The 21,963-nt window shown below is 44.8% G+C and carries 24 protein-coding genes; 15 read left to right on the top strand and 9 right to left on the bottom strand.

All coding sequences use genetic code 11. The features are described from left to right. Window positions 1-71 precede the first annotated feature (71 nt). The 4 genes from NSS82_RS06510 (at window position 72) to NSS82_RS32655 (ending at window position 2,714) form a co-directional block, all read left to right on the top strand. The gene (locus NSS82_RS06510) at window positions 72-848 is read left to right on the top strand and encodes a hypothetical protein (RefSeq protein WP_036686786.1); all 777 of its coding nucleotides are present in this window, start codon (window positions 72-74) and stop codon (window positions 846-848) included. 250 nt (window positions 849-1,098) lie between these two features. Next, on the top strand, window positions 1,099-1,416 hold the full coding sequence (locus NSS82_RS06515; RefSeq protein ID WP_036683594.1) for a transposase: 318 nt from the start codon (window positions 1,099-1,101) through the stop codon (window positions 1,414-1,416). An 11-nt stretch (window positions 1,417-1,427) separates the two neighbouring features. Beyond that, complete coding sequence (locus NSS82_RS06520; RefSeq protein WP_235219498.1) at window positions 1,428-2,291, top strand: IS3 family transposase; 864 nt, start codon at window positions 1,428-1,430, stop codon at window positions 2,289-2,291. Window positions 2,292-2,438: 147 nt separating this feature from the next. Continuing rightward, entirely contained in the window at window positions 2,439-2,714 is a 276-nt protein-coding gene (locus NSS82_RS32655) for a pentapeptide repeat-containing protein (RefSeq protein WP_256717628.1), read from the top strand. A gap of 871 nt (window positions 2,715-3,585) precedes the next feature. Here NSS82_RS32655 and NSS82_RS06530 read toward each other — a convergent pair. From NSS82_RS06530 to NSS82_RS06545, 4 genes are all read right to left on the bottom strand, one after another. Beyond that, window positions 3,586-5,034, bottom strand: coding sequence for a DHA2 family efflux MFS transporter permease subunit (locus tag NSS82_RS06530; RefSeq protein ID WP_081386716.1), 1,449 nt, complete (start codon window positions 5,032-5,034; stop codon window positions 3,586-3,588). Continuing rightward, window positions 5,003-5,317 (bottom strand): thioredoxin, encoded by a 315-nt coding sequence (trxA, locus tag NSS82_RS06535; RefSeq protein WP_038569055.1) that lies wholly within the window; start codon window positions 5,315-5,317, stop codon window positions 5,003-5,005. The genes NSS82_RS06530 and trxA overlap by 32 nt, the downstream gene beginning before the upstream one ends. A 675-nt stretch (window positions 5,318-5,992) precedes the next feature. Beyond that, window positions 5,993-6,967 (bottom strand): S-layer homology domain-containing protein, encoded by a 975-nt coding sequence (locus NSS82_RS06540; RefSeq protein ID WP_076104671.1) that lies wholly within the window; start codon window positions 6,965-6,967, stop codon window positions 5,993-5,995. Window positions 6,968-7,052: 85 nt separating this feature from the next. Continuing rightward, complete coding sequence (locus NSS82_RS06545) at window positions 7,053-7,844, bottom strand: SDR family oxidoreductase (protein ID WP_036686790.1); 792 nt, start codon at window positions 7,842-7,844, stop codon at window positions 7,053-7,055. A 175-nt stretch (window positions 7,845-8,019) separates the two neighbouring features. Between NSS82_RS06545 and NSS82_RS06550 the strand changes: the two genes are divergently transcribed. The 3 genes from NSS82_RS06550 to NSS82_RS06560 all read left to right on the top strand — a co-directional run bounded on the left by NSS82_RS06550 (window position 8,020) and on the right by NSS82_RS06560 (window position 11,629). Then, window positions 8,020-9,999, top strand: coding sequence for a GTP-binding protein (locus NSS82_RS06550; RefSeq protein WP_076273581.1), 1,980 nt, complete (start codon window positions 8,020-8,022; stop codon window positions 9,997-9,999). Between the two features lie 316 nt (window positions 10,000-10,315). After that, window positions 10,316-10,840: a GNAT family N-acetyltransferase gene (locus tag NSS82_RS06555; protein ID WP_076273580.1), complete on the top strand. Its 525-nt coding sequence runs from the start codon at window positions 10,316-10,318 to the stop codon at window positions 10,838-10,840. Window positions 10,841-11,149: 309 nt separating this feature from the next. After that, window positions 11,150-11,629 carry a CDI toxin immunity protein gene (locus NSS82_RS06560; protein ID WP_076273579.1) on the top strand — a complete coding sequence of 160 codons (480 nt, stop codon included), beginning with the start codon at window positions 11,150-11,152 and terminating at the stop codon, window positions 11,627-11,629. 141 nt (window positions 11,630-11,770) lie between these two features. Here NSS82_RS06560 and NSS82_RS06565 read toward each other — a convergent pair whose 3' ends face one another. Further along, window positions 11,771-12,334 (bottom strand): CGNR zinc finger domain-containing protein, encoded by a 564-nt coding sequence (locus tag NSS82_RS06565; protein WP_038569066.1) that lies wholly within the window; start codon window positions 12,332-12,334, stop codon window positions 11,771-11,773. A 220-nt stretch (window positions 12,335-12,554) separates the two neighbouring features. On the opposite strand from NSS82_RS06565, the gene NSS82_RS06570 reads away from it, so the two are divergent. The 7 genes from NSS82_RS06570 (at window position 12,555) to NSS82_RS06600 (ending at window position 19,532) form a co-directional block, all read left to right on the top strand. After that, a complete protein-coding gene (locus tag NSS82_RS06570) occupies window positions 12,555-13,049 on the top strand; it encodes a DinB family protein (RefSeq protein ID WP_036686798.1) in 495 nt (164 codons plus the stop codon). 353 nt (window positions 13,050-13,402) lie between these two features. Beyond that, complete coding sequence (locus NSS82_RS06575; RefSeq protein WP_370510724.1) at window positions 13,403-15,109, top strand: cache domain-containing sensor histidine kinase; 1,707 nt, start codon at window positions 13,403-13,405, stop codon at window positions 15,107-15,109. Further along, window positions 15,106-15,894, top strand: a complete 789-nt coding sequence (locus tag NSS82_RS06580; protein ID WP_036686801.1) for a response regulator transcription factor — start codon at window positions 15,106-15,108, stop codon at window positions 15,892-15,894. Before NSS82_RS06575 ends, NSS82_RS06580 begins: the two co-directional genes overlap by 4 nt. 111 nt (window positions 15,895-16,005) lie before the next feature. Further along, complete coding sequence (locus NSS82_RS06585; RefSeq protein WP_076100035.1) at window positions 16,006-17,328, top strand: extracellular solute-binding protein; 1,323 nt, start codon at window positions 16,006-16,008, stop codon at window positions 17,326-17,328. 101 nt (window positions 17,329-17,429) lie between these two features. Continuing rightward, window positions 17,430-18,311 (top strand): carbohydrate ABC transporter permease, encoded by an 882-nt coding sequence (locus NSS82_RS06590; RefSeq protein ID WP_036686803.1) that lies wholly within the window; start codon window positions 17,430-17,432, stop codon window positions 18,309-18,311. Window positions 18,312-18,324: 13 nt separating this feature from the next. Then, complete coding sequence (locus NSS82_RS06595) at window positions 18,325-19,215, top strand: carbohydrate ABC transporter permease (RefSeq protein ID WP_036686804.1); 891 nt, start codon at window positions 18,325-18,327, stop codon at window positions 19,213-19,215. Window positions 19,216-19,337: 122 nt separating this feature from the next. Beyond that, window positions 19,338-19,532 carry a hypothetical protein gene (locus NSS82_RS06600; protein WP_036686806.1) on the top strand — a complete coding sequence of 65 codons (195 nt, stop codon included), beginning with the start codon at window positions 19,338-19,340 and terminating at the stop codon, window positions 19,530-19,532. 26 nt (window positions 19,533-19,558) lie between these two features. Here the strand turns inward: NSS82_RS06600 and NSS82_RS06605 are convergent, their stop codons facing one another. The 3 genes from NSS82_RS06605 to NSS82_RS06615 form a co-directional block, all read right to left on the bottom strand. After that, entirely contained in the window at window positions 19,559-20,044 is a 486-nt protein-coding gene (locus NSS82_RS06605) for a hypothetical protein (protein ID WP_076273578.1), read from the bottom strand. A 96-nt stretch (window positions 20,045-20,140) separates the two neighbouring features. Then, on the bottom strand, window positions 20,141-20,272 hold the full coding sequence (cmpA, locus tag NSS82_RS06610) for a cortex morphogenetic protein CmpA (RefSeq protein WP_094903512.1): 132 nt from the start codon (window positions 20,270-20,272) through the stop codon (window positions 20,141-20,143). A 64-nt stretch (window positions 20,273-20,336) separates the two neighbouring features. Continuing rightward, window positions 20,337-20,699 (bottom strand): hypothetical protein, encoded by a 363-nt coding sequence (locus NSS82_RS06615; RefSeq protein WP_036686808.1) that lies wholly within the window; start codon window positions 20,697-20,699, stop codon window positions 20,337-20,339. Window positions 20,700-20,819: 120 nt separating this feature from the next. Between NSS82_RS06615 and NSS82_RS06620 the strand changes: the two genes are divergently transcribed. Continuing rightward, a complete protein-coding gene (locus NSS82_RS06620) occupies window positions 20,820-21,281 on the top strand; it encodes a SprT family protein (RefSeq protein WP_080742673.1) in 462 nt (153 codons plus the stop codon). Here the strand turns inward: NSS82_RS06620 and NSS82_RS06625 are convergent. Then, window positions 21,271-21,909, bottom strand: a complete 639-nt coding sequence (locus NSS82_RS06625) for a pentapeptide repeat-containing protein (RefSeq protein ID WP_076145451.1) — start codon at window positions 21,907-21,909, stop codon at window positions 21,271-21,273. The two genes, NSS82_RS06620 and NSS82_RS06625, sit on opposite strands and share 11 nt — an antisense overlap. Window positions 21,910-21,963 lie beyond the last annotated feature (54 nt).

Consider the following 21,963-nt stretch of genomic DNA (forward strand, 5'->3'; position numbering starts at 1 on the left):
GTATAAGCTTGCAACCTTCATTTGTTCAAATCAGTCTAAAGAGTGAAGAATCAAAGCTAAGGAGGGATCTTATGTACTTCGCAAAAAAAATCGGTGGGCTGGCGCTTATAGCAGCTATGTTATGGCTTACAGCCTGCAGTGGAACGCCAGAAGCGGGAACGGAGCCGAAGCAGACGCCTGAGCAGTCACAAGAGCAGGCACCAGTGCAGACGCCAAAGCAGACACCAGAGCACACACAAACTGCACAGCCAGCGGCTACTACACAACCACCACAGGAGACGGAACTACCACAGGAGACGAAGACATCAAGTACGGGGCAGCCGCAGGATCTAGAGGGATTGCCGCCATTAGTTGAGGAAGCGGCGTCTACGGTAATGAACTCCATTAAGAATAAGGATATGAAGCAATTAGCGGCGTGGGTACATCGGGATAAAGGGCTACGCTTCTCTCCATATGCATACGTGGATACAAAAAATGATCTTGTATTCACCCAGGAGGAAGTAGAAGGATTAATGAATGACTCTACCAAAAGAGTCTGGCGAACATTTGCTGGCTCCGGTGATTTAATCGAGCTTACATTCGCAGATTACTACAAGCGGTTTGTCTACGATGCGGACTTCATTCAGAAGGCCGAAATTGCTGTGAACAAGGGGCTTGGACAAGGGACGACAATCAACAACTTAAACGAAGTGTATCCAAAGGAGCAATATGATTTCGTTGAATATCATATTGCTGGTATCGATCCTTCTGTCGAGGGAATGGATTGGCGCAGCCTGCGTCTAGTTTTTGAGAAGATCGGAGAAGACCATGCATTAGTCGGCATTATTCATGATCAATGGACGCCTTAGCTTACGGACTCAGATGACGCTAATATGGACGCCTTAGCTTACGGACTCAGATGGCGCTATTATGGACGCTGTTTGCCTGCTTCAACTGATTATTCACATCCGTTGGCATACGCTGATCCTTACGGACCTAGATGACGCTATTCGCGTTTTTTTAGCGATTAGAGTACAGTTTCGGACTCCATGAAGCTAGAATAAAAAGTGGACAGTAGTTAACAGACTGGCGATAATGAGTCCACGGAGGTGTGTTCACATGGGAGAACATCGACAACGGTATAACGAAGAATTTAAAAAACAGACAGTGCAGTTCATTCAAGAGCAAACAAAGACAGTGGGCGACTTGGCGGAAGAGCTCAACATCCCAAAAAGTACCCTGCATCAATGGATGAGCCAGTATCGAGAACTAAAGAATGAACCGGCAGCTAGCGTGGATCGAGTACGGGAACTCGAGGCACAGTTGAAAGAAATGAGCCGACAACTTCAAGAAAAAGATAACAAGATTGCTGATGTGGAAGAGGAATTAGCGATCGTAAAAAAAGCAGTGCACATCTTCAGCAAACCAAGGAACTGAGATTCCAGTTTATTGAAAAACATCGCTCCGAGTTTCTCTTGGAGAAGATGTGCATGACCCTACATGTGTCACGGAGCGGGTACTACAAGTGGCGGACAGAAAAAACCAGTACGCATATGCTTCGTAAGGCTGCGATAATGAAGCGAATTCAGTATCATTTTGCAGACCATCAAAAGCGGTATGGGAGTCCGAAGATCACCCGCCTGTTACATCAAGAAGGTTATACCGTTACCGAACGCACGGTGAGTGTGTACATGCGACATATGAAGCTTCGCTCCATTGTCTCCAAAACGTATCGCGTACAGACCACTGACTCCAATCATGACCATCCGATTGCCCCGAATACGCTGAACCAGCAATTTAAAATACTCAAACCCAATTCAGTATGGGTTACCGACATTACGTACATTCCTTGCCGGGGAGGGCGCTTGTACCTGGCTAGTGTAATGGACCTTTGCACGCGCGAAATCGTGGGGTGGCGCTTGGAGAACCATATGGAAACTAGCTTAATTTCGGGCGCCTTACAAGATGCTTACGAAGCTAAACAACCGGAAAAGGGTCTATTACATCACTCCGATAGAGGTTCTCAATATACTTCTCATGAATACAGGCAGCAGTTGAAAGCGTATGGCATGGAGTCCAGCATGAGCCGCAGAGGTAACTGTTATGATAACGCCTGTATCGAGTCGTGGCACAGCATTTTGAAAAAGGAGCTCATTTATTGTAATCCACGATTCAAAACTAAGGAGCAAGCCTACCAGACACTTTTTCAATATATTGAGTTTTATTATAACCGCAAGCGAATGCATGGCGCGCTGGGGTATCTTTCTCCAGTTCGTTTTGCTGAGCAATTGACTAGAATGTCTGTTGCGTAACTGTCCACTTTCTTGACAGAGGTCCACCAGTGCAGCTATTCATCAGAAAAAGGCATATCTATGGTGCTTTTTGAGCCAATAGCGACGATGGAGTCCTTTAGTAGTCCAAATGTGCGATTATGCAACGAATAAGGTCAACTGGGTCCGATAGTAGCTGCATTCCTATCCGCTGTAGACCCATCTGTTGCACACCTAACTGCTGCATACCTAACTGGTGCACACCTAACTGGTGCACACCTAACTGCTGCACACCTAACTGCTGCATACCTAACTGCTGCATACCTAACTGGTGCACACCTAACTGCTGTGCACCTAACTGGTGCACACCTAACTGCTGTGCACCTAACTGCTGTGCACCTAACTGCTGTGCACCTATCTACTACACACCTATCTTCTGCACACCCATCTGCTGCGTTCGCATAACGCAAACATTGGAGCATCGCTGACCTGTATTTTGTTTTTGGCTACCTGCTTCAGCGGATTTTCATATCCGTTGATACACGCTGATCCTTACGGACCCAGATGACGCTATTCGCGTGTTTTTAGCGATTAGAGCATAATTTCGGACTCCAGTGCAGCTATTCATTAGAAAAAGGCATATTTATGGTGCTTTTTGAGCCAATAGCGACTATGGAGTCCGATAGCATCGTAAAAGTGGCATATTTTTGCGTATAAGGTCATCTGAGTCCGATAGCTGCTGCGTCTGTGTAAATATGATCTAATCGCTCGAAGTTTGATGTTCATCACCATCAAATAGCCTCATGCACTCAAATATGATCTAATCGCTCGAAGTTTGATGTTCATTACCGTCTAATAGCTACATGCACACAAATATGATCTAATCGCTCGTAGTTTGATAATCCTCACTGCCAAGTAATCAGCATTTCTGAGCCTGAGTTAGCTGAGGACCCAGATGACGCTATTCATATGTTTTTAGCGATTGGAGCACAGTTCGGACCCCAGTGCAGCTATTCGTTAGAAATAGGTTCATATTGGGTGCTTTTTGAGACAATAGCGACGATGGAGTCCGATAGCTAACAACAAGTTGGATTATGAGACGATCTATGGGGAATTACCAAAGACGTCCCACCTCTGCTTAAATATGAGTCAGACCCTGGTGGGGCCTCCTCTGTAAAAGTGGGGGCAAAAATTATAATCAGTACAGCTTTTTTTCGGGAAATATGCTTTAAGCATGGAGTCTCAAGTGCGCTTCAGGAATTTCCCCCTGCACCGGAAGCCACACCAAAAAAACCGGCAGAGGATTCTGCCGGGTAATACAGGATAGATTAAGAAATTAAATATTAGCAGGTTTAAGCTTTCTCGCTTCTTGCAGATGAAAAGACAAGTATAATCCTAATCCGGCAAGAGCCGTCAACGTCCAGAATGCAATGTGGACCCCTTTGAGCATATCCAATGGAAAGGATAAGGAACTGGCACTCGCAGTAGAAGTCATTATCGTTACAAGCAAGGCGCCTCCTATTGAACCGCTGAGCGAGCGCAGCGTGATTGTCATTGGAGAAGCATGTGCAACCATGGTGTTGGGGATACTTGCCATGGCATAGGCCGTAATTGGAGCCATAACTGCCCCTACTCCAAACATAAGCAGGGCATACATTATAACCAGTAGATTAAAGGACGTCTCTGTTGATAACGTGAGGGCAAGAGCCACTGCCATGATCAGAATGAGCAGAAATCCTCCCTGGGTTACGCGGCTAACCCCAAACCGGTCATATAGTCTGCCTGAGATCAGACCGGAGACACCAATCAGCAGTGCACCTGGCAACAACATAAGCCCGGACTCCCTTGGTGTTAAGCCTCTTATCGTCTGTGCATACAGAGGAAGAAGGAGTTCAACTCCCACCATCACCGCAAATAAGATCACCCCCACAATAGAAGAACGGGTAAAGGAGCGGTGCCGAAACAGCTTGAAATCGAGCAAAGGTGCCGTGAGCTTGAGCTGTCTTTTAATAAACAGCGCCACGATCAGGAATCCGGCCAGAAGGATGATCCCTGCGACAACAGGATTTCCCTTTTCTTCCCCGACAATGCTAAAACCATATAATATACCAGCGAATCCGAGTGAAGAGTAGATAATGGACCTGGTGTCGAGCTTGGTCTGATGAGTCTCTCCCACGTTCCGCAGCGTGAAATGCGCTAAGAATAAATTGGCGGCTGCGAGCGGAGCCACAGCATAAAACAACAGTCTCCATGAATGATTCTGAACCACGAACCCAGACAGAGTAGGCCCAAGTGCAGGAGCCAACCCCAGAACCAAACCGACTACTCCCATCGCTGCACCGATTTTCTCCTTCGGGAAGACTCTGAGTATCGTCGTCTGAAACAGAGGGAACAGCAGACCCGCACCGATGCCTTGAACCAAACGCCCCGTCAGGACTAGGGGGAAACTCCAGGCGATCCCGGCAATCAGTGTTCCTGCTGTGAACGCTCCGACAGAGGCCATGAACAAGGCCCTCGTAGTAAACTTTCCGATCAAAAATCCAGCAACAGGAACAGTTATACCTATCATCAGGTAGTACACCGTAATCAGCCACTGCGCTTGATTCTCATGAATGGCAAGATCCTGCATGACACGCGGCAACGCCGTATTTAACATCGTTTGCATTAATTGGGCTAGAAAATTGGCAACCACCAGAGAGGCTACAATAATGCTGGGTTTATTAGTCAAGCTGTCTTCACCGCTTTCAGAGGTATTATTCGGATGCAGTGAGCTGCTGCAAGGCATGTATGGATAATATCCCCACCTCTTGTTGCCGTGGTTGTCCATCCTTGAATATGAGTGTGGCCGGTATACTCATCACGTGGTATTTTCCAGTCGTCTCCGGGTTGTCATCCACATTGACCTTCACTACAGTTATTGTAGCATCCGACTCCCGCTCAAACTCTTCCAGCACAGGTGCAAACATCCGGCACGGTCCGCACCAGGGCGCCCAGAAGTTGACTACAGTTATTCCTTTCGGTTGAATGAGTTGTGCAAAAGTAGCATCTTCCGCATGGAGAACTGCCATTATGAATCATCCCTTCAAGATTGATAAAATATATTATAGATCCATTATATCTATAATTAGGATAAATAATAGACTTAGTGTATCCACAATATATCTAAATCAGTATTTTGTCAAACCGATTTTCACTTACTCCTGTGCTTGTACATATAAAACAAAAAGATCCGTTAAGTGCGCTTGAAGCAGTTGATAGATCTATGATTGTAAATGATGCGGTCGAGAGGACTCGAACCTCCACGATATTGCTGCCACACGAACCTGAATCGGGCATGCAATTCGGTCACTAGCGGGTTGTAAAATCCTTGTATAATCAAGGGTTTTTGCGGTTTTTCTGTTTTTCTCAAGCACAACAAGGGGATGCCGGGTTCACCCAAAACGCAGTCAATTTTGTAAGTTTGAAAGAACTCAGAGAGAACTCAGAGAGAACTAGACAAGAAACAGCTGTGTTAAGGTCATCTGAGTCCGATAGCGGCGTTACTTAATCAATCAGAGTTCGGAGTTGGGATAAAGGGGGAAGGAACAACAAACAGCAAACAAGGGATGCTTCAGCAGCCATATGATGGCTTTTGAGGCATCCCTTCTCCGTATCTCAGCCGTCATAAACGGCAGCTGGAAGTCCAAATATACACCGCAGCTGCGTCGGACTCTTAACTCTAAAACCTTCAAGTTGAATTTATATTATTGTGCCGCGCTAGAAGACGAATAAGAAGCAGAGCCAGTTACAGGTTGAGCGACAGCTTTGTATCCATCTGGCAGATAAGTGGCAACAGATGCCTTTGTGATCACCTGCGCGTACATTTTCCCTGGTTCAGGAGCAGTCACGTTAAAGTAAATCACAGCCGTATTGTCTTTACCAAATTCGATTCGCTCAATCACCAGCCCATACCCGGGGTTAGGCAGATTATTAACGGTAAGTGTGGCTTTATTTACGCCTTCACCCGCTTTGGTCAACGTAACCTCTGTTTCGTAGGTGGGAGTAGTGGGACTGCCATTAGATACAATTACACGTTTAGCAAAAGTTGCTGCATCATAGATGAGAGCGGCTGCTTCAGAGCGGGTAATAGCATCATTTGGCCGGAAATTACCGTTCTTATCGAGTGTGGCAATATGTGTATTCAGCAGGATCTGGAGACTATTTATAACCTCCGTAGAGAGTTTATCGCCATCCTTAATGTCTACATACATCAGCGTAACAGGGAAGTTACCTTTACTTTGCAGCGCTTGCGTCAATAAGTGAGCGAACTGAGCACGGGTGATGGTTCCGTTAGGATCCACTGTCCGGTCGAGTGAAAGACCATTTTGCTTGGCAGTCAGGAAAGCCGAAGCATACCAGGCTTTGTCGTTTACTTTATCGAAATAATCACTGGCTTTGGAAGAATTACTACCTACCGCTGGTTGCGGAGTCAGATTCAGACCCCCAACGATGAATTGTATCCCTTGCGCAAAGCTTACCTTAGATTTAGGGGCAAACTTATCTTTGTCTACTCCGTTTATAATCCCCTCTTTATGCAAAGAGTTGATTTTTGCTTCCGCAGGATCACCTTTCAAATCTGAAAAAGCAAAAGCGGATGCCCCAAAAGACACACTCGCTGCCAAAATGCCGCAGGCTATAGTCATTTTTTTAGCGTTATTTATGAATAATGTTTTTTTCATTTGCGTCACCTCCATACTCTTAGATGGTAGATTAGACCAAAATGTTGCATAGATTTTAAAATATTATAACGATTCGAGTAAAAACTTATCCGCGCAGGAGTGACTCGGCACCATCTACATAAATCTCAGTTCCCGTAACATGAAAAGATTCATCCGATGCGAGAAATAATACCAGATTGGCAACCTGCTCAGGCTTACCCGGTGCATTTTCCAGCGGATGATTACCTTCCGGAAATTCCACAGGAATCTTCACTTTTTGAAGATCATCGCTTTTATACGTATTATCTCCAATTTGTGTATCGATTGATCCAGGACAGATTGCATTTACACGGATGCCGTATTGCGCCAGCTCTAGTGCAGCCATTTTCATAAAAGCAACTTGTCCTGCCTTGGAAGATGAGTAAGCGGAAGCGCCAATGTTCGAGAATACTCGGTTGCCGTTAATGGAGCTGGTGATAATGATGCTGCCGCCATTTTCTTTCATATGGGGGATGGCATATTTTACTGTGGCAAAGGTGCTGCGTAGGTTGGTATCCAGTGTCTGGTCCCAATCTTCGATTTCTAGTGTTTCGATTGGAGACCATGTACCATTAATGCCAGCATTGGCAAAAACAATATCAATCTTCTCGGCCGCCTCCCCAACCTTACGAATACTTTCTTCGACCAGACCTGGATTGGAGACATCGCATTCAATTACTGTTGCTGTACCGCCAATAGATTCAATCTCACGTTTAGTTTCATAGGAATCCTCGGGAGTGCGGTCAAGCATATATACCTTAGCTCCGTGTTGGGCAAACCTTATGGCTGTAGCTTTTCCAATACCGGAACCAGCACCTGTAACCACTGCAACTTTATCCTGCAAACGTTTATCTGTCATGATGAATTTCCTCCTCGGCGTTAGATTTCTTATTAGTAATTACATACCCGGCATAGCTGAATCTAACCAATTGAACTGGAGGGTGGAACAACGTGGGTGGATATATTACTATGGGATATAAGGATGTAAATAATATAAATTCAGATAAATCTAGCTCATGATAGGGGAACTATAGATGATTCAGCAGCAGGGAGCAGAACGGATTAATGTGGGGATATTTGCCCATGTGGACGCCGGGAAGACGACAACAACGGAGCATATTTTGTATGAAAGCGGTCGCATTCGCGCGCTTGGCAGCGTAGACACTGGGACGGCATTGACGGATTCAATGGATGTGGAGCGGCAGCGGGGGATATCCGTACGGGCGGCATTGGCTTCTTTTGCTTGGAAAGGTGTGCAGATTAATCTGGTCGATACCCCGGGGCACGTCGATTTTCTGTCCGAAGTTGAGCGGTCTTTGCGGGTGATGGATTGTGCGGTGCTTATTCTTTCAGCCGTGGAGGGTGTGCAGGCCCAAAGTGAGATGATCTGGAACGCGCTGCGGAAGCTGGGAATCCCCACGCTTATTTTTGTGAACAAAATGGATCGCGTAGGCGCTAACCCTGAAGCTGTGCTGGCAGAAGCGCGAAATTATTTGTCTAGTGATATTATTCCAGTTCAGCAACCCATCGGCAAAGAGAAGGGGTACATAGGAGCAAGAGATTTATGGGAGAACGAAGCTGATGCTAGCGCACGAACAGAATTATTAGAGGCGTTAGCGGAACGGGACGAAGAGCTGTTGGAGAAGTATATGTCAGGTAGCACTATTGATTTGGCTGAATGGAAAAAATATATGAAAACAGCCGCCTCATCAGGCCGCTTTTTTCCGATGGTTTATGGCGTCGCCGCCAAGGGGCTTGGGATTACTGCCTTGCTGGATGCGATGGTTGAGTATTTTCCGCGCGCTGGTGGGAATGTGGAGGGGGCGGTGTCAGGCATCGTATACAATATTCAGCGTGATAAAAGTATGGGACGGATGGCGTTTGTCCGCCTTTATGAAGGGACGATCCGTAACCGCGATACGCTGATGAATTATACGCAGGATATTCAGGGGAAAGTGACCCAGATCCGCAAGGTCGAAGGTGGTCGGACCGAGGATGTCGGAGCGCTTGAAGCCGGAGATATTGCTGTTATCTATGGCCTTTCAGGGGTGCGCATCGGAGATGTGCTCGGCCATCCGGGGGCCATTCCGGAGGAGGCGAAGCTGGCTGTGCCGCTGCTAACGGTGCGTGTATTCTGGGAACCAGATGTGGATGACCATAAGGTTATCGGAGCGCTGCAGGAACTGGCGGATGAAGATCCGCTTTTGGATGCGCAGTGGCTGCAGGATGAGCGGGAGCTGCATATCAAAGTAATGGGACCGATTCAGCTGGAGATTCTGAACAGTGTTCTGGAGGAGCGATATGCGCTGAAGGTTACTTTCGGTCAGCCTTCTGTCATATATAAAGAAACGCCAGCCCGTGCCGGGGAAGGTTTTATCGCTTACACGATGCCGAAACCGTGCTGGGCGATTCTGCGCTTTCAGATTGAGCCGGGATCTCCGGGCAGTGGTTTAGTCTACGATTCGGTAGTGCGGAGTTCCGACCTGCTGCCGCAATACCAGAGCGAAACCGCACGCCGAGTACCAGAAGCCTTACAACAGGGTTTGTATGGCTGGGAGGTTACCGATCTTAAAGTGACCTTGATCGAGGGACAACATCATGTGTGGCATACCCATCCGCTGGATTTTGCGGTGGCGACTCCGATGGGAATTATGGACGGACTCGCTCGGGTAGGCACTAAACTCCTAGAGCCGATTCTGCAGGTTCGCATCGTGGTTCCTGAGGAGAATGGCGGACGGGTGATGAACGACCTCGTTCAGATGCGCGGCACGTTCGAGCCTCCCGTGCTGCAAGGCGAGCGGATGATCATCGAAGGACGTCTGCCGCTGGCAACATCGCTCGATTATCCCGTCAGCTTAAGCTCCTACACGAAGGGGCGCAGCACGTTTACTTCTTTTTTTGCCGGCTATGAAGAATGTCCACCAGACGTATCTGCTGAGCGCACCCGCCGGGGCGTGAACCCACTTGATCAGGCAAAATATATATTAAGCGTGCGAAAGGCACTGCAAGGTTAAATTGAGCTAGAGTACTAAATGGGCTGACGGGGAATAAAAAACTAGAGAGTGTGCGAGGATGTTGGTACTAAGATATACTCAGAAAACTATTAGAAGATATGAAAGTAGCTCCAGTAGAAGTAGAAGTAGAAGTAGAAGTAGAAGACATCTCCTCCTTTTTAGTTGGCATGTGAATATTATGCAGCTCAGAAAAACATATCAATTCGGTAGCCAAAAGTGATTTCAATAGTTTGTTTGAGAGGAATAAGTGGTTGAACACTAGTCAATGTTGGACTAGCTGAAGCTTTTATCGGAAATCTAAGGGGGAATTAAATTGATGATTAGAGAAGCAACAGCTAGTGATATAGACGGGATCGCTTTTGTCCACGCTGCGAGTTGGAAAACCACATACAGAGGGCTAATATCAGATGAGTTTCTCGATAAAATTACAGTGGAAGCAAGAAGGAAGCTCTGGATTCGGAATTTTGAAAACCCCAATAAAGACGAGGTTATGTATGTGGCTGAAGATGGGGCTGGGAAGATTATTGGTTTTGCAAATGGTGGAGCGCGAAGAGGGCCAGATCTCTCAGATCTCTATGATGCGGAGCTATATGCACTCTATTTGCTTAAGGAACAGCAAGGAAAGGGTCTTGGAAGGCAACTCATAAGAAGCGTAGCACAGAATTTATTGGAGAAAAATTATAGCTCGTTCATGACTTGGGTGGTAACAGGAAAACCCGCGATTCATTTCTACCACAAAGTGGGTGGGCAATCTGTTGCGACAAAAGAAGTGAAGATTGGGAATGAGGTTGTCGAAGAGATCATGATCGGGTGGTGGGATATTGGTGTTGTTGGGGGTTAAGAGCCAAGGGGAGCGATGTGCAGAAGCTTTTAACTGTATTTTGTACAACTATAATCCTGCAAATAACCCGCCAAAGGATATAACTGTATTTCGTACACCTATTTTTGTGATTTATTACTCATTGGGCACATTTTCTAGGTTTTTAAGTGTACAGAATACAATTAAAGTCTTGATGATCCCATTTGGATATGGAATAAGTGTATGAAATGCAGCTATTTCATGAGTTCATAAAGCTCCGTGCACAAAACTATCTAGAGAAGGCCAGGTTTTTTTCACTAAAAAATAGGATGAGTTAAAGGTTGTGAGAAAGTGAGTGATAAACAAGCACGGCTATTTCGTATGGAGCAACTGAAAAAAAGAGTGGAAATAGAGAACCCATCAGGTTCTCTGTACAGTGAGTGTATCGAAGCTTTAGGTCCCAACACAAGAATATATAGTTTAGAAAAGTCGTCCGAGATTGTAGCTATGATGGAGAGTATAGTTAATTTCACACAGTGGGCGCGGATTGACTGGGAATCTATTGATCAAAAGAAATCCTTTAAGACACCGGAAGAACTGAAAGACATAGAGTCTATTTTATTGCGTGATAACTATTTTATTGTGTGGAATGAGTTCAATCTTCCGGTAGTGGAGACTAATTTAAAAAATATTATAAACAATTTCAATGATGTTATTGCTGTTGGATTTGATACATGGATTGTAAAATTGGATAAAGGAATTATTATTGAAAGTCATCACGAGGGGGATTTAACAGTGGGTTGGATCTCGCCTCCTCCATTACCAGCTTAACCGTAGGCTCTAATGGATGCATAGAGAGTAAAAAATGTACGTAATTCACACTGCGCTAATAACCTCAAGTTTATCCTTCATACACATAACAAGCTTATATTAAGTATAAGAGTTTTAATATGATCTATTAGCCTATAGACTTTATTCCCCCTCAGACTCAGCCTTCTTCCGCGCCCGGAAACGCCGCACCTTCATAAGGTTGCCACAGGCTTTGTCATCGCAGTACCGCTTGGAGCGGTTGCGTGTATCATCGTAATAGACCCAGAGGCAATCGGGATTCTCGCAGATACGGAATCTTGTGGGTTCTTTTTCAAGTAATGCCTCGGCAAAAGACGCTGCAATCTCCGCCATTACCTGCTCCCAGCCACTATGGAGTGGCAATAGCTTTATTTCCGCTTGCTCGTCGCTTTTCCACACAATTCGCCGTATAACAGGACCCTTGTCCATATAGACATTGAGCTGTTCCAGTATTTCTCCATACACCGAGTTTCCTTGCACAATGGCCTGTACCCAGTTCCATAGTAGTGAGCGAAGCTTTTTAAGCTGCGCCATTTCTATCGTGTTCGGCATCTGTGTTTCTAATAGAGCATACTCCTTCAGCCATTTAAAAACCCACTCTTCTTCATCGAGTCTGTCCCGGTCTTTATTCTTATCTCCTGTTCGCCAATCCCGCCAGTAACTGTTAATGAAATCCTCCCACAACACGGTCTGTTCATCCTTTCCGATTCAACGCTCATTACAAATCATTGTAACAGTTAAAAATAAGTTTAGCTAGTTACTTGAATACAATCTGGAAATATGCTACATTTCTTTTGTAACCACTATATTATGGTTTAAGTCGTTACATATTAGTTCGCTTTGAAGTAGTTCTTTTTGAAGCTACACCATGAAGTTTATGTTTACACAAATTTTTAGGAGGTTGAACATGCAAAATAAAATCAGTGAGGTCTTGCTCCAAAATTGGGATTATTGCATGGATATCGAGGATTGGGCTCCGCCGCTTAGCGATGCGCTGGAAGGTGTGGATAGCAAACAGGCTCTCTGGAAGCCAGAGGGGGGGGCGGCCAATTCTATCTGGGAAACGGTTAACCATCTAACTTATTATAAGGTGCGTTTGCTGCGAAAGCTAAAAGGGTTGCCCAAACAACCCGATGCTGAAAGCAACGATGATACCTTTACTGTAACAGCTGAAGGAGAAGAAGCATGGGCGAAAGCCGTTGCAGACCTGAAAGACGTGCATGCTGCTCTTAGAGAAATCATTGAAGCGCTGGAAGAAGGCGCGTATGATTGGGGCGGTTCGGGTCATGCGCCAGGGGAAGAGGTAATGAGCCTTATCCTACACGATTCTTACCATACTGGACAAATTATTATGCTGCGTAAATTGCAGGGTTCGTGGGTGTCCAACCGTAGTTTTAATTAGAACCTCCATATTTAAAAATATAAGCCGTACACTGCTATTCCGGTATACCCGGGTCAGCGGAGGTACGGTTTTTTTGTGCAACTCTGGTAGGCATGAGTATATATTCTATATTGCTTTTTTTGGTTGATTTGGATAAATTAAAACGCGATATGGATATGGGCTCAGAAACTAATCACTGATATCATATAATCCAAAGGCTGAATTAACAAATAACTAGAGCTGTAGATGATTCCTGAAGATTCAAGGGTCATCTTTTTTGATGAGGAATCAAGTCTATCTGGCGGAGGGGAGTGTAAAGATTGACGAGGTTTGGACAGTTAAACACATTGCGTAATCAAATTTTCCTGGGTTTTATGTTTGTCATGGTGATCGTACTCGCCACGGTTGGTTTTTTTATGTACGGGCAAGTTTCGGTTCTATTACGCAATAGTGCGGAGAAGCATATTGAACAGACTGCAGTTCAGGCAACGGGCAAATTGGATGTACTGATCCGGCAGATTAACACGTTGACGGCGCAAGTGGCAACCAACGCCTCCATTCAGCGATTACTCGCTCAAGAGGCCGAAGGAAAGCCGATCAGCTTCGCCGAACGTCAAACCATCCAGCAGGAAGTACGTAAATATGAGGCGTATGCGACAGGGATTCGTTCCATTGAGCTGTATGCAGGTGATTATCAGAAATTACTTTCTGTTGATGACGCCAGCCTGAACAATCGAGTATCAGAAGAATGGATCAGCCGGGTGGACGAGGGCAAAGGACGTCTCGTATGGTTTGGACTTGACCCGCGGAATTCGGATATCGTCATCGCGATTCGTAATATTAGACTGATTGATCATTCATTCACGAAAGCTGGCTATATTATGGTTCAAATTGAGAAAAGTTACTTCCAGCTTACGGATGAGGTGGACAGCTCACAGGCGGAAACGCGTGAATTAATGAGATTATTTGATGAAGCGGGACGGCAAATTTCTTCCGATTTTTCCGTAAATGTTAATGCAAATAAGATACTGGATCATGGAGGAGAAAAGGTTGAGGTTGGCGGTGAAGACTACATTGTGATTCAGAAGCAGTCCAAGGCAACAGGTTGGAGGCTAGTAATCCTCACTCCAGTTGACTATACGACAGAGGGGATATCTGTCCTTCGTACAGCGATCATCGTATCCGGTGTTGTTGGCAGTTTATTGTTTCTCATTTTTACTTTTATTTTATCCACGATGATTACACGTCCTATACTGAATTTGATAAAAGTGATGCGCGGTTCGCGATTTGGAACCTTGAAACCGATTTCAGTCACTTCTACCACCATGGAGATCAATGAGCTCAATAATACTTATAACCAGATGGTTCACTCTCTGAATGAACTAATTGAAGTCGTCTATCAGAAGGAGATCGTCCAGAGTCGCACAGAATTAAAGGCACTTCAGGCTCAAATCAATCCGCATTTCTTATTTAACACATTAGAAGCATTCTATTGGGCCCTCGATGAAAAGGGTGAGGAGGAATTAGCTCAAATTGTGGTTGATATGTCGGGGCTTTTTCGTTATGTCATCAATCGAACTGATGATGATGAATGGGTGACTATCGGCGATGAGCTCGACCATGCCGAAAGATATTTGAAGATTATGGAGATGCGTATGCTCGATAGGTTATCCTGGCGGATTGAGTCAGATGAAGCTTGCCGAAGTGTCCCGCTACCGAAGCTGTTAATCCAGCCTCTTGTCGAAAATGCGATTCTTCATGGCGTAGAGCAAAGGGTTGGACCGGGGACAGTCATGCTAATTGTCAGGCCCTCAAGTCGTCCGGGATATACATTGGTTACGGTAACTGACGATGGTCCAGGGATGGATGCAGCAAAGATATCGTCTATCTATCACACCATGGAGAAGGGGAGCATGAGGTCTTCCAAAGGGACTGGGATTGGTATTGCTAATATAGAGCGGAGACTGAAACTCAGTTACGTAGACAATACGGACGGGCTTGAAATACGAAGTGAAGAAGGTTATGGAACTAGCATTTCTTTTGAAATACCGAATGAACCTGGAGAGGGGAAAAACACGTGAAAACTATACTTATCGTAGATGATGAACCTAGAACAAGAGAAGGGGTTCGTAAAACATTAGAAGCCTGGTCATCCGGTCAATATCGCATCGAAACCGCAGCAAGCGGTGTTGAAGCACTGGCATGGCTGCAAAATAACGAAGTTAATCTGCTTATTACCGATGTGCGCATGCCTGAGATTGGAGGGCTAGAATTAGTTGAAAAGCTGAACGAAATGCCTCATCCTCCAGTGGTTATTGTGATCTCCGGCCATCCTGAATTTGACTATGCACAGAAAGCCTTGCAGTTTGGTGTGGTTGAATATTTACTGAAGCCACTCGACAAAACGAAGCTGGTCCGAGCAGTGGAACTGGCATTGAAACGCAAGGAGGATATATATCGAATCGAACGAATGGAGAAGCTGATCGATCCCAAGCTTATGGAAACGGTACAGCAGGAGAAAGTGTATAGCACTCAAGTGCGTGAGGCACTCCAATACTTAGACGAACATCTTCACGAATCGATATCCATGCGTGATATAGCGGATCAATTACACATGAATGCCAGCTATTTCAGCGTCCTTTTCAAAGAGCAGACGGGATTGACTTACAGTGAATATGTAACGAGAAGGAGAATACAACGAGCCAAAGAACTACTGGTGAGCACACGGCTGTCCATTGCTGAAATCGCGGAACAAGTAGGCTATCAAACGGCCAAATATTTTGTGAAGGTATTTCGTGCACTCGAAAATGTTAGTCCAGGGCAATACCGCCAGAACGTCATGACCACGGAGGAAAGAATCCAATAATAGTGGTATTAGTCCCAATCCTTATGACCTTACGACATCATGGGATCCAAGCTACAATTTAGTTAAGCGGTTACAAGGCCGCTAGACAACAATAGAAAAGGGGTTGTAAGCGTGCGCAATAAAAAATGGACAATATTGTTCTTAACGATGTGCCTCGTTCTTGTCACAGCTGGTTGTGGTCAAAAAGATAACAATGCAGGTGAATCTAAAGGTAGTGCAAATGGGGGAAGCGACAAAGTCACCGTTAACTTCATGCATTTATGGCCAGAAGGTGTTTCTGCCGGGCAAAATAAAATTGTTAATCAAATCATTAAAGAATATCAAACAGAGCATCCCAATGTTGTGATCAAGCAAGAGGTTCTGGACAACGAGCAATACAAAAATAAGCTGAAGGTATTGTCTGCTTCTAACGAATTGCCAGACGTTGGGGTAACTTGGGCCGCTGGCTTTTTGCAGCCTTACGTTGAAGGAAATCTCTTCGCTCCTGTAGATGACTTGTTGAATGGTGAATTAAAAGACAAGTTCGTCGCAGGAACTACAGAAGCTTATGCTATTAACGATAAAACGTATGCGCTTCCACTTGAGTTTAACATCGCACCTATCTACTACAATAAAGCTATTTTTGAAAAATATAATCTTGAGGTTCCACAAACCTACGATCAGTTTAAGCAAGTTGTAAAAACACTATCTGAAGGGGGCATTGCACCGATTGCTCTCGGTAATAAGGATCGCTGGACAGGATCGCTTTGGTATATGTATCTGGCTGATCGGATCGCAGGCCAACAGGCACTTGCAGGTGCGATCAGTGGTTCAGGATCATTTATGGATGAAGGATTAGTAAAGGCGGCTTCTGAGGTTCAATCACTTGTTGACAGCAATGCATTTGTTAAGGGTTTCAACGGTTTATCAAATGAAGAGGCAAAATCAGAGTTCGTAAATGGCAAGGCAGCAATGTACATGATGGGATCATGGGATCTGCCAAATTTCACAACTAATGAAGAAATTCCACTGGAATTCCGTAATAGTGTTGGTTTCTTCAAATTCCCGACAGTGGAAGGCGGGAAGGGAGACATTAACAGCTGGGTAGGTGGACCAGGCGTAGGATTATTTGTTGCTGAGAACTCTGAGGTAAAAGAAGAAGCAAAATTATTCGTCGAGTATTTCGTATCCAAATGGGGAGAGCAATCCGTAACTGGAGCAGGCGTTATTCCAGCTACGAAGGTGGACACCGCCACACTGGATCTACCACAGCTATACATCGATTTGTTTAACGAAATGAACAAGGCTAGCAGCATCACTTTATTCGCAGATGTTCAAATGCGTGCCAATGCAGCAGAAACGCATCTGAATATGATCCAGGCTCTTTTTGGCAAAGCGGTGACGCCGGAGAAGTATTCTGAGGAGCATGACGCAGCCATCTCCAAAGGCAACTAAAGCTTCGACAACTAGGTGAAGGGGACAATTAGCTTATCCGGCAGCGTGATGCCGGATAAGCCTTTCCTCAAACGGTTTATGAAGGAAAGGAGTCGGACACTTTGGATAAAGTGATGTCTAACAAAAAAATAATCGCGTTATACGTATTTCCCGCCTTGCTTCTCATTCTGGCTATTGTATATATTCCGATTGTTCTAACGGGTTATTACGGACTGAATAAATGGAATGGTATAGGCGCTCTGACTTTTATCGGATTTGATAACTATAAAGCTTTGCTAACAGACCAAACCTTCTGGAATAGTGCTTGGCACTCTCTGCAGTTAGCGTTGTTTTCTACCCTAAGTCTCATTATTTATTTGGCAATTGCTATGGTATTAGCCGCCCGGATCAAGGGAGCTAACTTGTTTCGCAAAATATATCTGATTCCGATGCTGTTATCGTCCGTTGCGATTGCGCAGCTTTGGCTAAGAATTTATCATCCGACGAACGGAATTGTGAACAGCTTATTAGTTTCCATTGGTTTTGCTAATCCTCCTGCATGGCTTGCAGAGCCTACATTAGTTTTGTTTGCTTTATTTATTCCCATTCTGTGGCAATATGCTGGTTTCTATATTCTGATCTATTACGCAGCACTCAAGAATATCCCGACCTCTCTGGAAGAGGCAGCAAAGATTGACGGAGCCTCTGCCTTACAAATCGCTTGGAAAATTAAGCTTCCACTCGCAATGGAAGTCATCAAAGTTACGATTGTTCTAGCCGTTGTAGGTTCTCTGAAGTATTTTGACTTAATCTTTGTTATGACGGATGGAGGTCCTAATGGCTCTAGTGAAGTGATGGCGTCTTATATGTATCATCAGGCTTTTCGGGCTTATGATTTTGGCTACGGGAGTGCAATTGGATTCTTCCTGCTCGTCATCTGTCTCGTCATTACTTGGGTCATTCGCAAATTAACTGCTACGAAAGATTCGATCCAATACTCATAAGGAGGGGCGCTTCATGATGTCTGGAACTGCAGGAAGGCTAGAAATCGGGCCAAAGACAGGCGGCGCAGGTGCGGAGATCACACGTAAATTCGGCTACTCATTGCTATATATCGTGTTGATTGCCGTTGCTGCTCTGCAATTGTTTCCGCTTGTATGGCTGCTGTTTTTCTCATTAAAAAATAATCAGGAAGTGTTCAACCTTCCTGCTCTATCGTTGCCGATGAATCCTCACTGGGAGAATTACGCGAAGGTCTGGAATGTAGGGAACATCAACGTGTATTTCTTCAACAGCGTATGGATTACCATCGTGGCTACGGTGTTAACGGTTATCTTCGGGAGCTTGGTTACGTATGCAGTTACCAGGATGAAATGGAAGGGAAGCTCGTTCGTACTGGGTTTGTTTATGGTAGCGATGATGATTCCTGTTCACTCCACGCTTATTCCGTTATTTAGTATATTCAATAAGATTGGCTTAACGGATCACCCTTTGTCACTTATTTTGTCTTATGTCGCTTTTAACATGCCGATAACGATTATGATTTTGCTGGGTTTCTATTACGCACTGCCACGCGAAGTGGAAGAGGCCGCGGTTATTGATGGTTGTTCCGTGAACAGAATGTTTTTTAGAATTATACTTCCTATGACAAGCTCGGTGATCGCGACTACAGCCATTATTAATATGATCTATAACTGGAACGAATTTATTTTTGTAAACACATTTATTAGTTCTGATTCTTACAAGACGCTGACCGTGGGGGTGCAAAACTTCATTGGTCAATATACAACGGATTGGGGTGCGATCGGGGCAACGCTTATGATCAGTATTTTGCCTATCCTGATTACATTCCTGTTCCTCAGTAACCGTATCGTTGAGGGAATTGCGGCGGGTTCGGTTAAAGGGTAAGTAGAAAGAAGACCTGAATTTCTCAGCTCGAAAAGCTGAAGAGAATTCCGGTCTTTTTTTTTAATCCAATCTAGAATTTTGATTCAATCCTGAAAGCCTCGGGTTAATGGAGGCTATCAAAGATGAACATTCGAAAGGAGAGATTGCTGATGGAACCGGGCTATAAGGATAGAAGTGTTGAAGTGGAGCATAGGGAGGTACAACGGAAATCGGATTCCAGCGTTGTCGCATCTACCTTTATTAAATATGCTGCTTACATTATAATATTTTTTGGTTTTCTGTTCTTTTTGGTTAAATATGTATTTCCTAAGTTTTAATAAGAATTGATTCTTAAGGCGGAGTTTTATTGTTTCTCTGCGATGATCTTTTTTATTACTGCTATAGTTTCTGGTGCAGCATTCTCCAGCATAAACTCAATTGCAGCGAACTGCCGCATAACGTACCTGTGCTCAAGCTTCTCTAAAGGGTTGAAAAAGCCTTTCGGATAATCGATAATCTCCAGATCCCGCTCCGTGACCTGTCCTATGTATTCAAAGGCGTATTCGAATGTACCTTCTGAAATATATAAATCGACGACTTCTTCAATTTGCTTGCGATCAATATGATCCACGACAGTTAGATAATTAGGTGCACTCCAGTAGGCCCCATTTAGACAAGCACCACTTTGGATGTAGTCTTGTCGGATCGCTTCGATGTTCTTGAAGGTGTAGAAATCCGATGCCCAGCGGGAGCGGTCAGGGAATGTGACTATGACATAGAGATTATAATTGTCTTCTTCCTCAGTCCCACTTTCCGGAGACAGCTGTATATGTCTTGTTCTACTGATCATGATTATAAGTCCCCTTTCTTAACAAAAACGGATACCGTCTTCTTAAAAGACGATATCCGCTGCTTTAAAGATGTCCTAGATCTTAATCATCCGAGGCTATAACTTCATCTCATTACTCGATTCCGCAGAATTACGATAAAAGAACCAGCACTCATTCAGCAGCTTGATCTGACGGCGGTCTTTTTTGTAATAGGCTTTCATTAGCTGATGGCAGAGCCACTGTGGCAAGCGAATCCCTCCTCTAACAACTTACGTAAGTTAGAATATGGAGAAATAAGCCTAAAGGTGCGGATTACAGTAGGCTTTCTGCTTCCTCTTCGTACCACTGCTCCAATTGAGCCTGTAGCGCTCGGATCTCAGTAAGCAGGGAGATCAGTGGGTAGTTCTTCTGCTCTTGAACAGAGGCGAAGGCCTGCTCCAATCTATTGATATAATCCAGACCGGACTCCAGGGAGTAATCCTCACGTAACAGATCCAGCGAGTCACATTCGGCGATGGCTAAGGGCAGATCCGGAACATTATCGGCTGTCAGCTTGTCGATTTCTTTGTTCAGGCGTAAATTGAGCGCACTTAGTTGGTACGCATATTCCTCAGGCATTTCCACGAATTGTAATTCTTGATTTTGCTGCAAAATTACATACCGCATTTTCGGCATTGTTCATTCTCCCTCCGTACTTGTCTTCCTTCTTGACAGTTTAGCCTATGCACAAGTTACAATTCAAGTAGAGATCTTATTTCCCGTGGAAAGGACTTGTGATAGAACGCTATGGAAACTATGAGCAACGAAGAGCTGCAGCTGTGGATTGAGCAGGTATCACGGGACAGCTTTGGCGTGCCGTTTAGACACAAGGCGAGCTTTAACAGCCGGTTGTCCTCAACGGGCGGCCGATATTTTACCAAAAGCCATAATATAGAGATTAATCCCCATCAGCTTGCCATGTTTGGCAGAGAAGAGACGGAGCGGATTATCAAGCATGAGCTCTGCCATTATCATTTGCATTTGGCTAAGCGAGGGTATATGCATCGTGACGCTGATTTCAAAAGCCTGCTGGCGCAAGTCGGCGGAAGCCGCTACTGTCAGACACTGCCGGGTGCAAAAGCTCGGAAGTCGCTGCCCTATCGATATAAGCTTGTATGCAGTGCCTGTGCCATGGAGTATCCGCGTAAGCGAAAAGTAGACCCTAAGCGTTATCGCTGCGGTAAATGTTCGGGCAAGTTGAAGTTATTTATTTTATAACCAAACCTAATAATCCGACAAAAGAAACAGCTTGCTGAGGCGAAATGATGCATCCTTCTAAATCTTTGATATCCACGATCAAGCCACTGAACTCGCAGTCACTAAGATCGATCCCATTAAGCTTTGATCCTGACAATGTGGCTTGATCCATATTACACTCGCTGAAGCTGATTTTTTGGAAACTTGACTGATAGTAGTCGGAACTCATTAATGAACTGCTCTCAAAAGCAACCTGCTTCAGATTAGCGAATCGAAACGTAGCAAAATCCCCGATACAATCTACTACACGAACATTTTGGAATCTGCCTCTTGTAAAGTCTGTGCCAATAAGCTTGCAGTTTCTAAATTCAGTTCGATGAATAATGCCATTCGTAAAATCCACATTAGATAGATCACAGCGATCAAAAATCACGTCCATAAGCTCGATCCCAGTTAGGGAGCACTCCGTAATCGTTACATTTTTAAAAATCACGCGATCAAAGCTGACCTTATTAGCCTCTTGATTATCAATAACCGTATCGCTGATGCTGCAACAGCTGAATTCGTCCTTGGTTTGCAGCGAATATATTTGCTCAGGAAGAAGAGAGTCTGGATCTGCTATTTTTGGCGAATCAATTTTGAAATTCATATGTACCTCCGTTTGTTTACTCTTTGCGGGTAGCTAAAACTAACTATCATCGCG

It is taken from the genome of Paenibacillus sp. FSL H7-0735 (genome assembly GCF_038008505.1).
Taxonomy (GTDB): domain Bacteria; phylum Bacillota; class Bacilli; order Paenibacillales; family Paenibacillaceae; genus Paenibacillus_AQ; species Paenibacillus_AQ odorifer.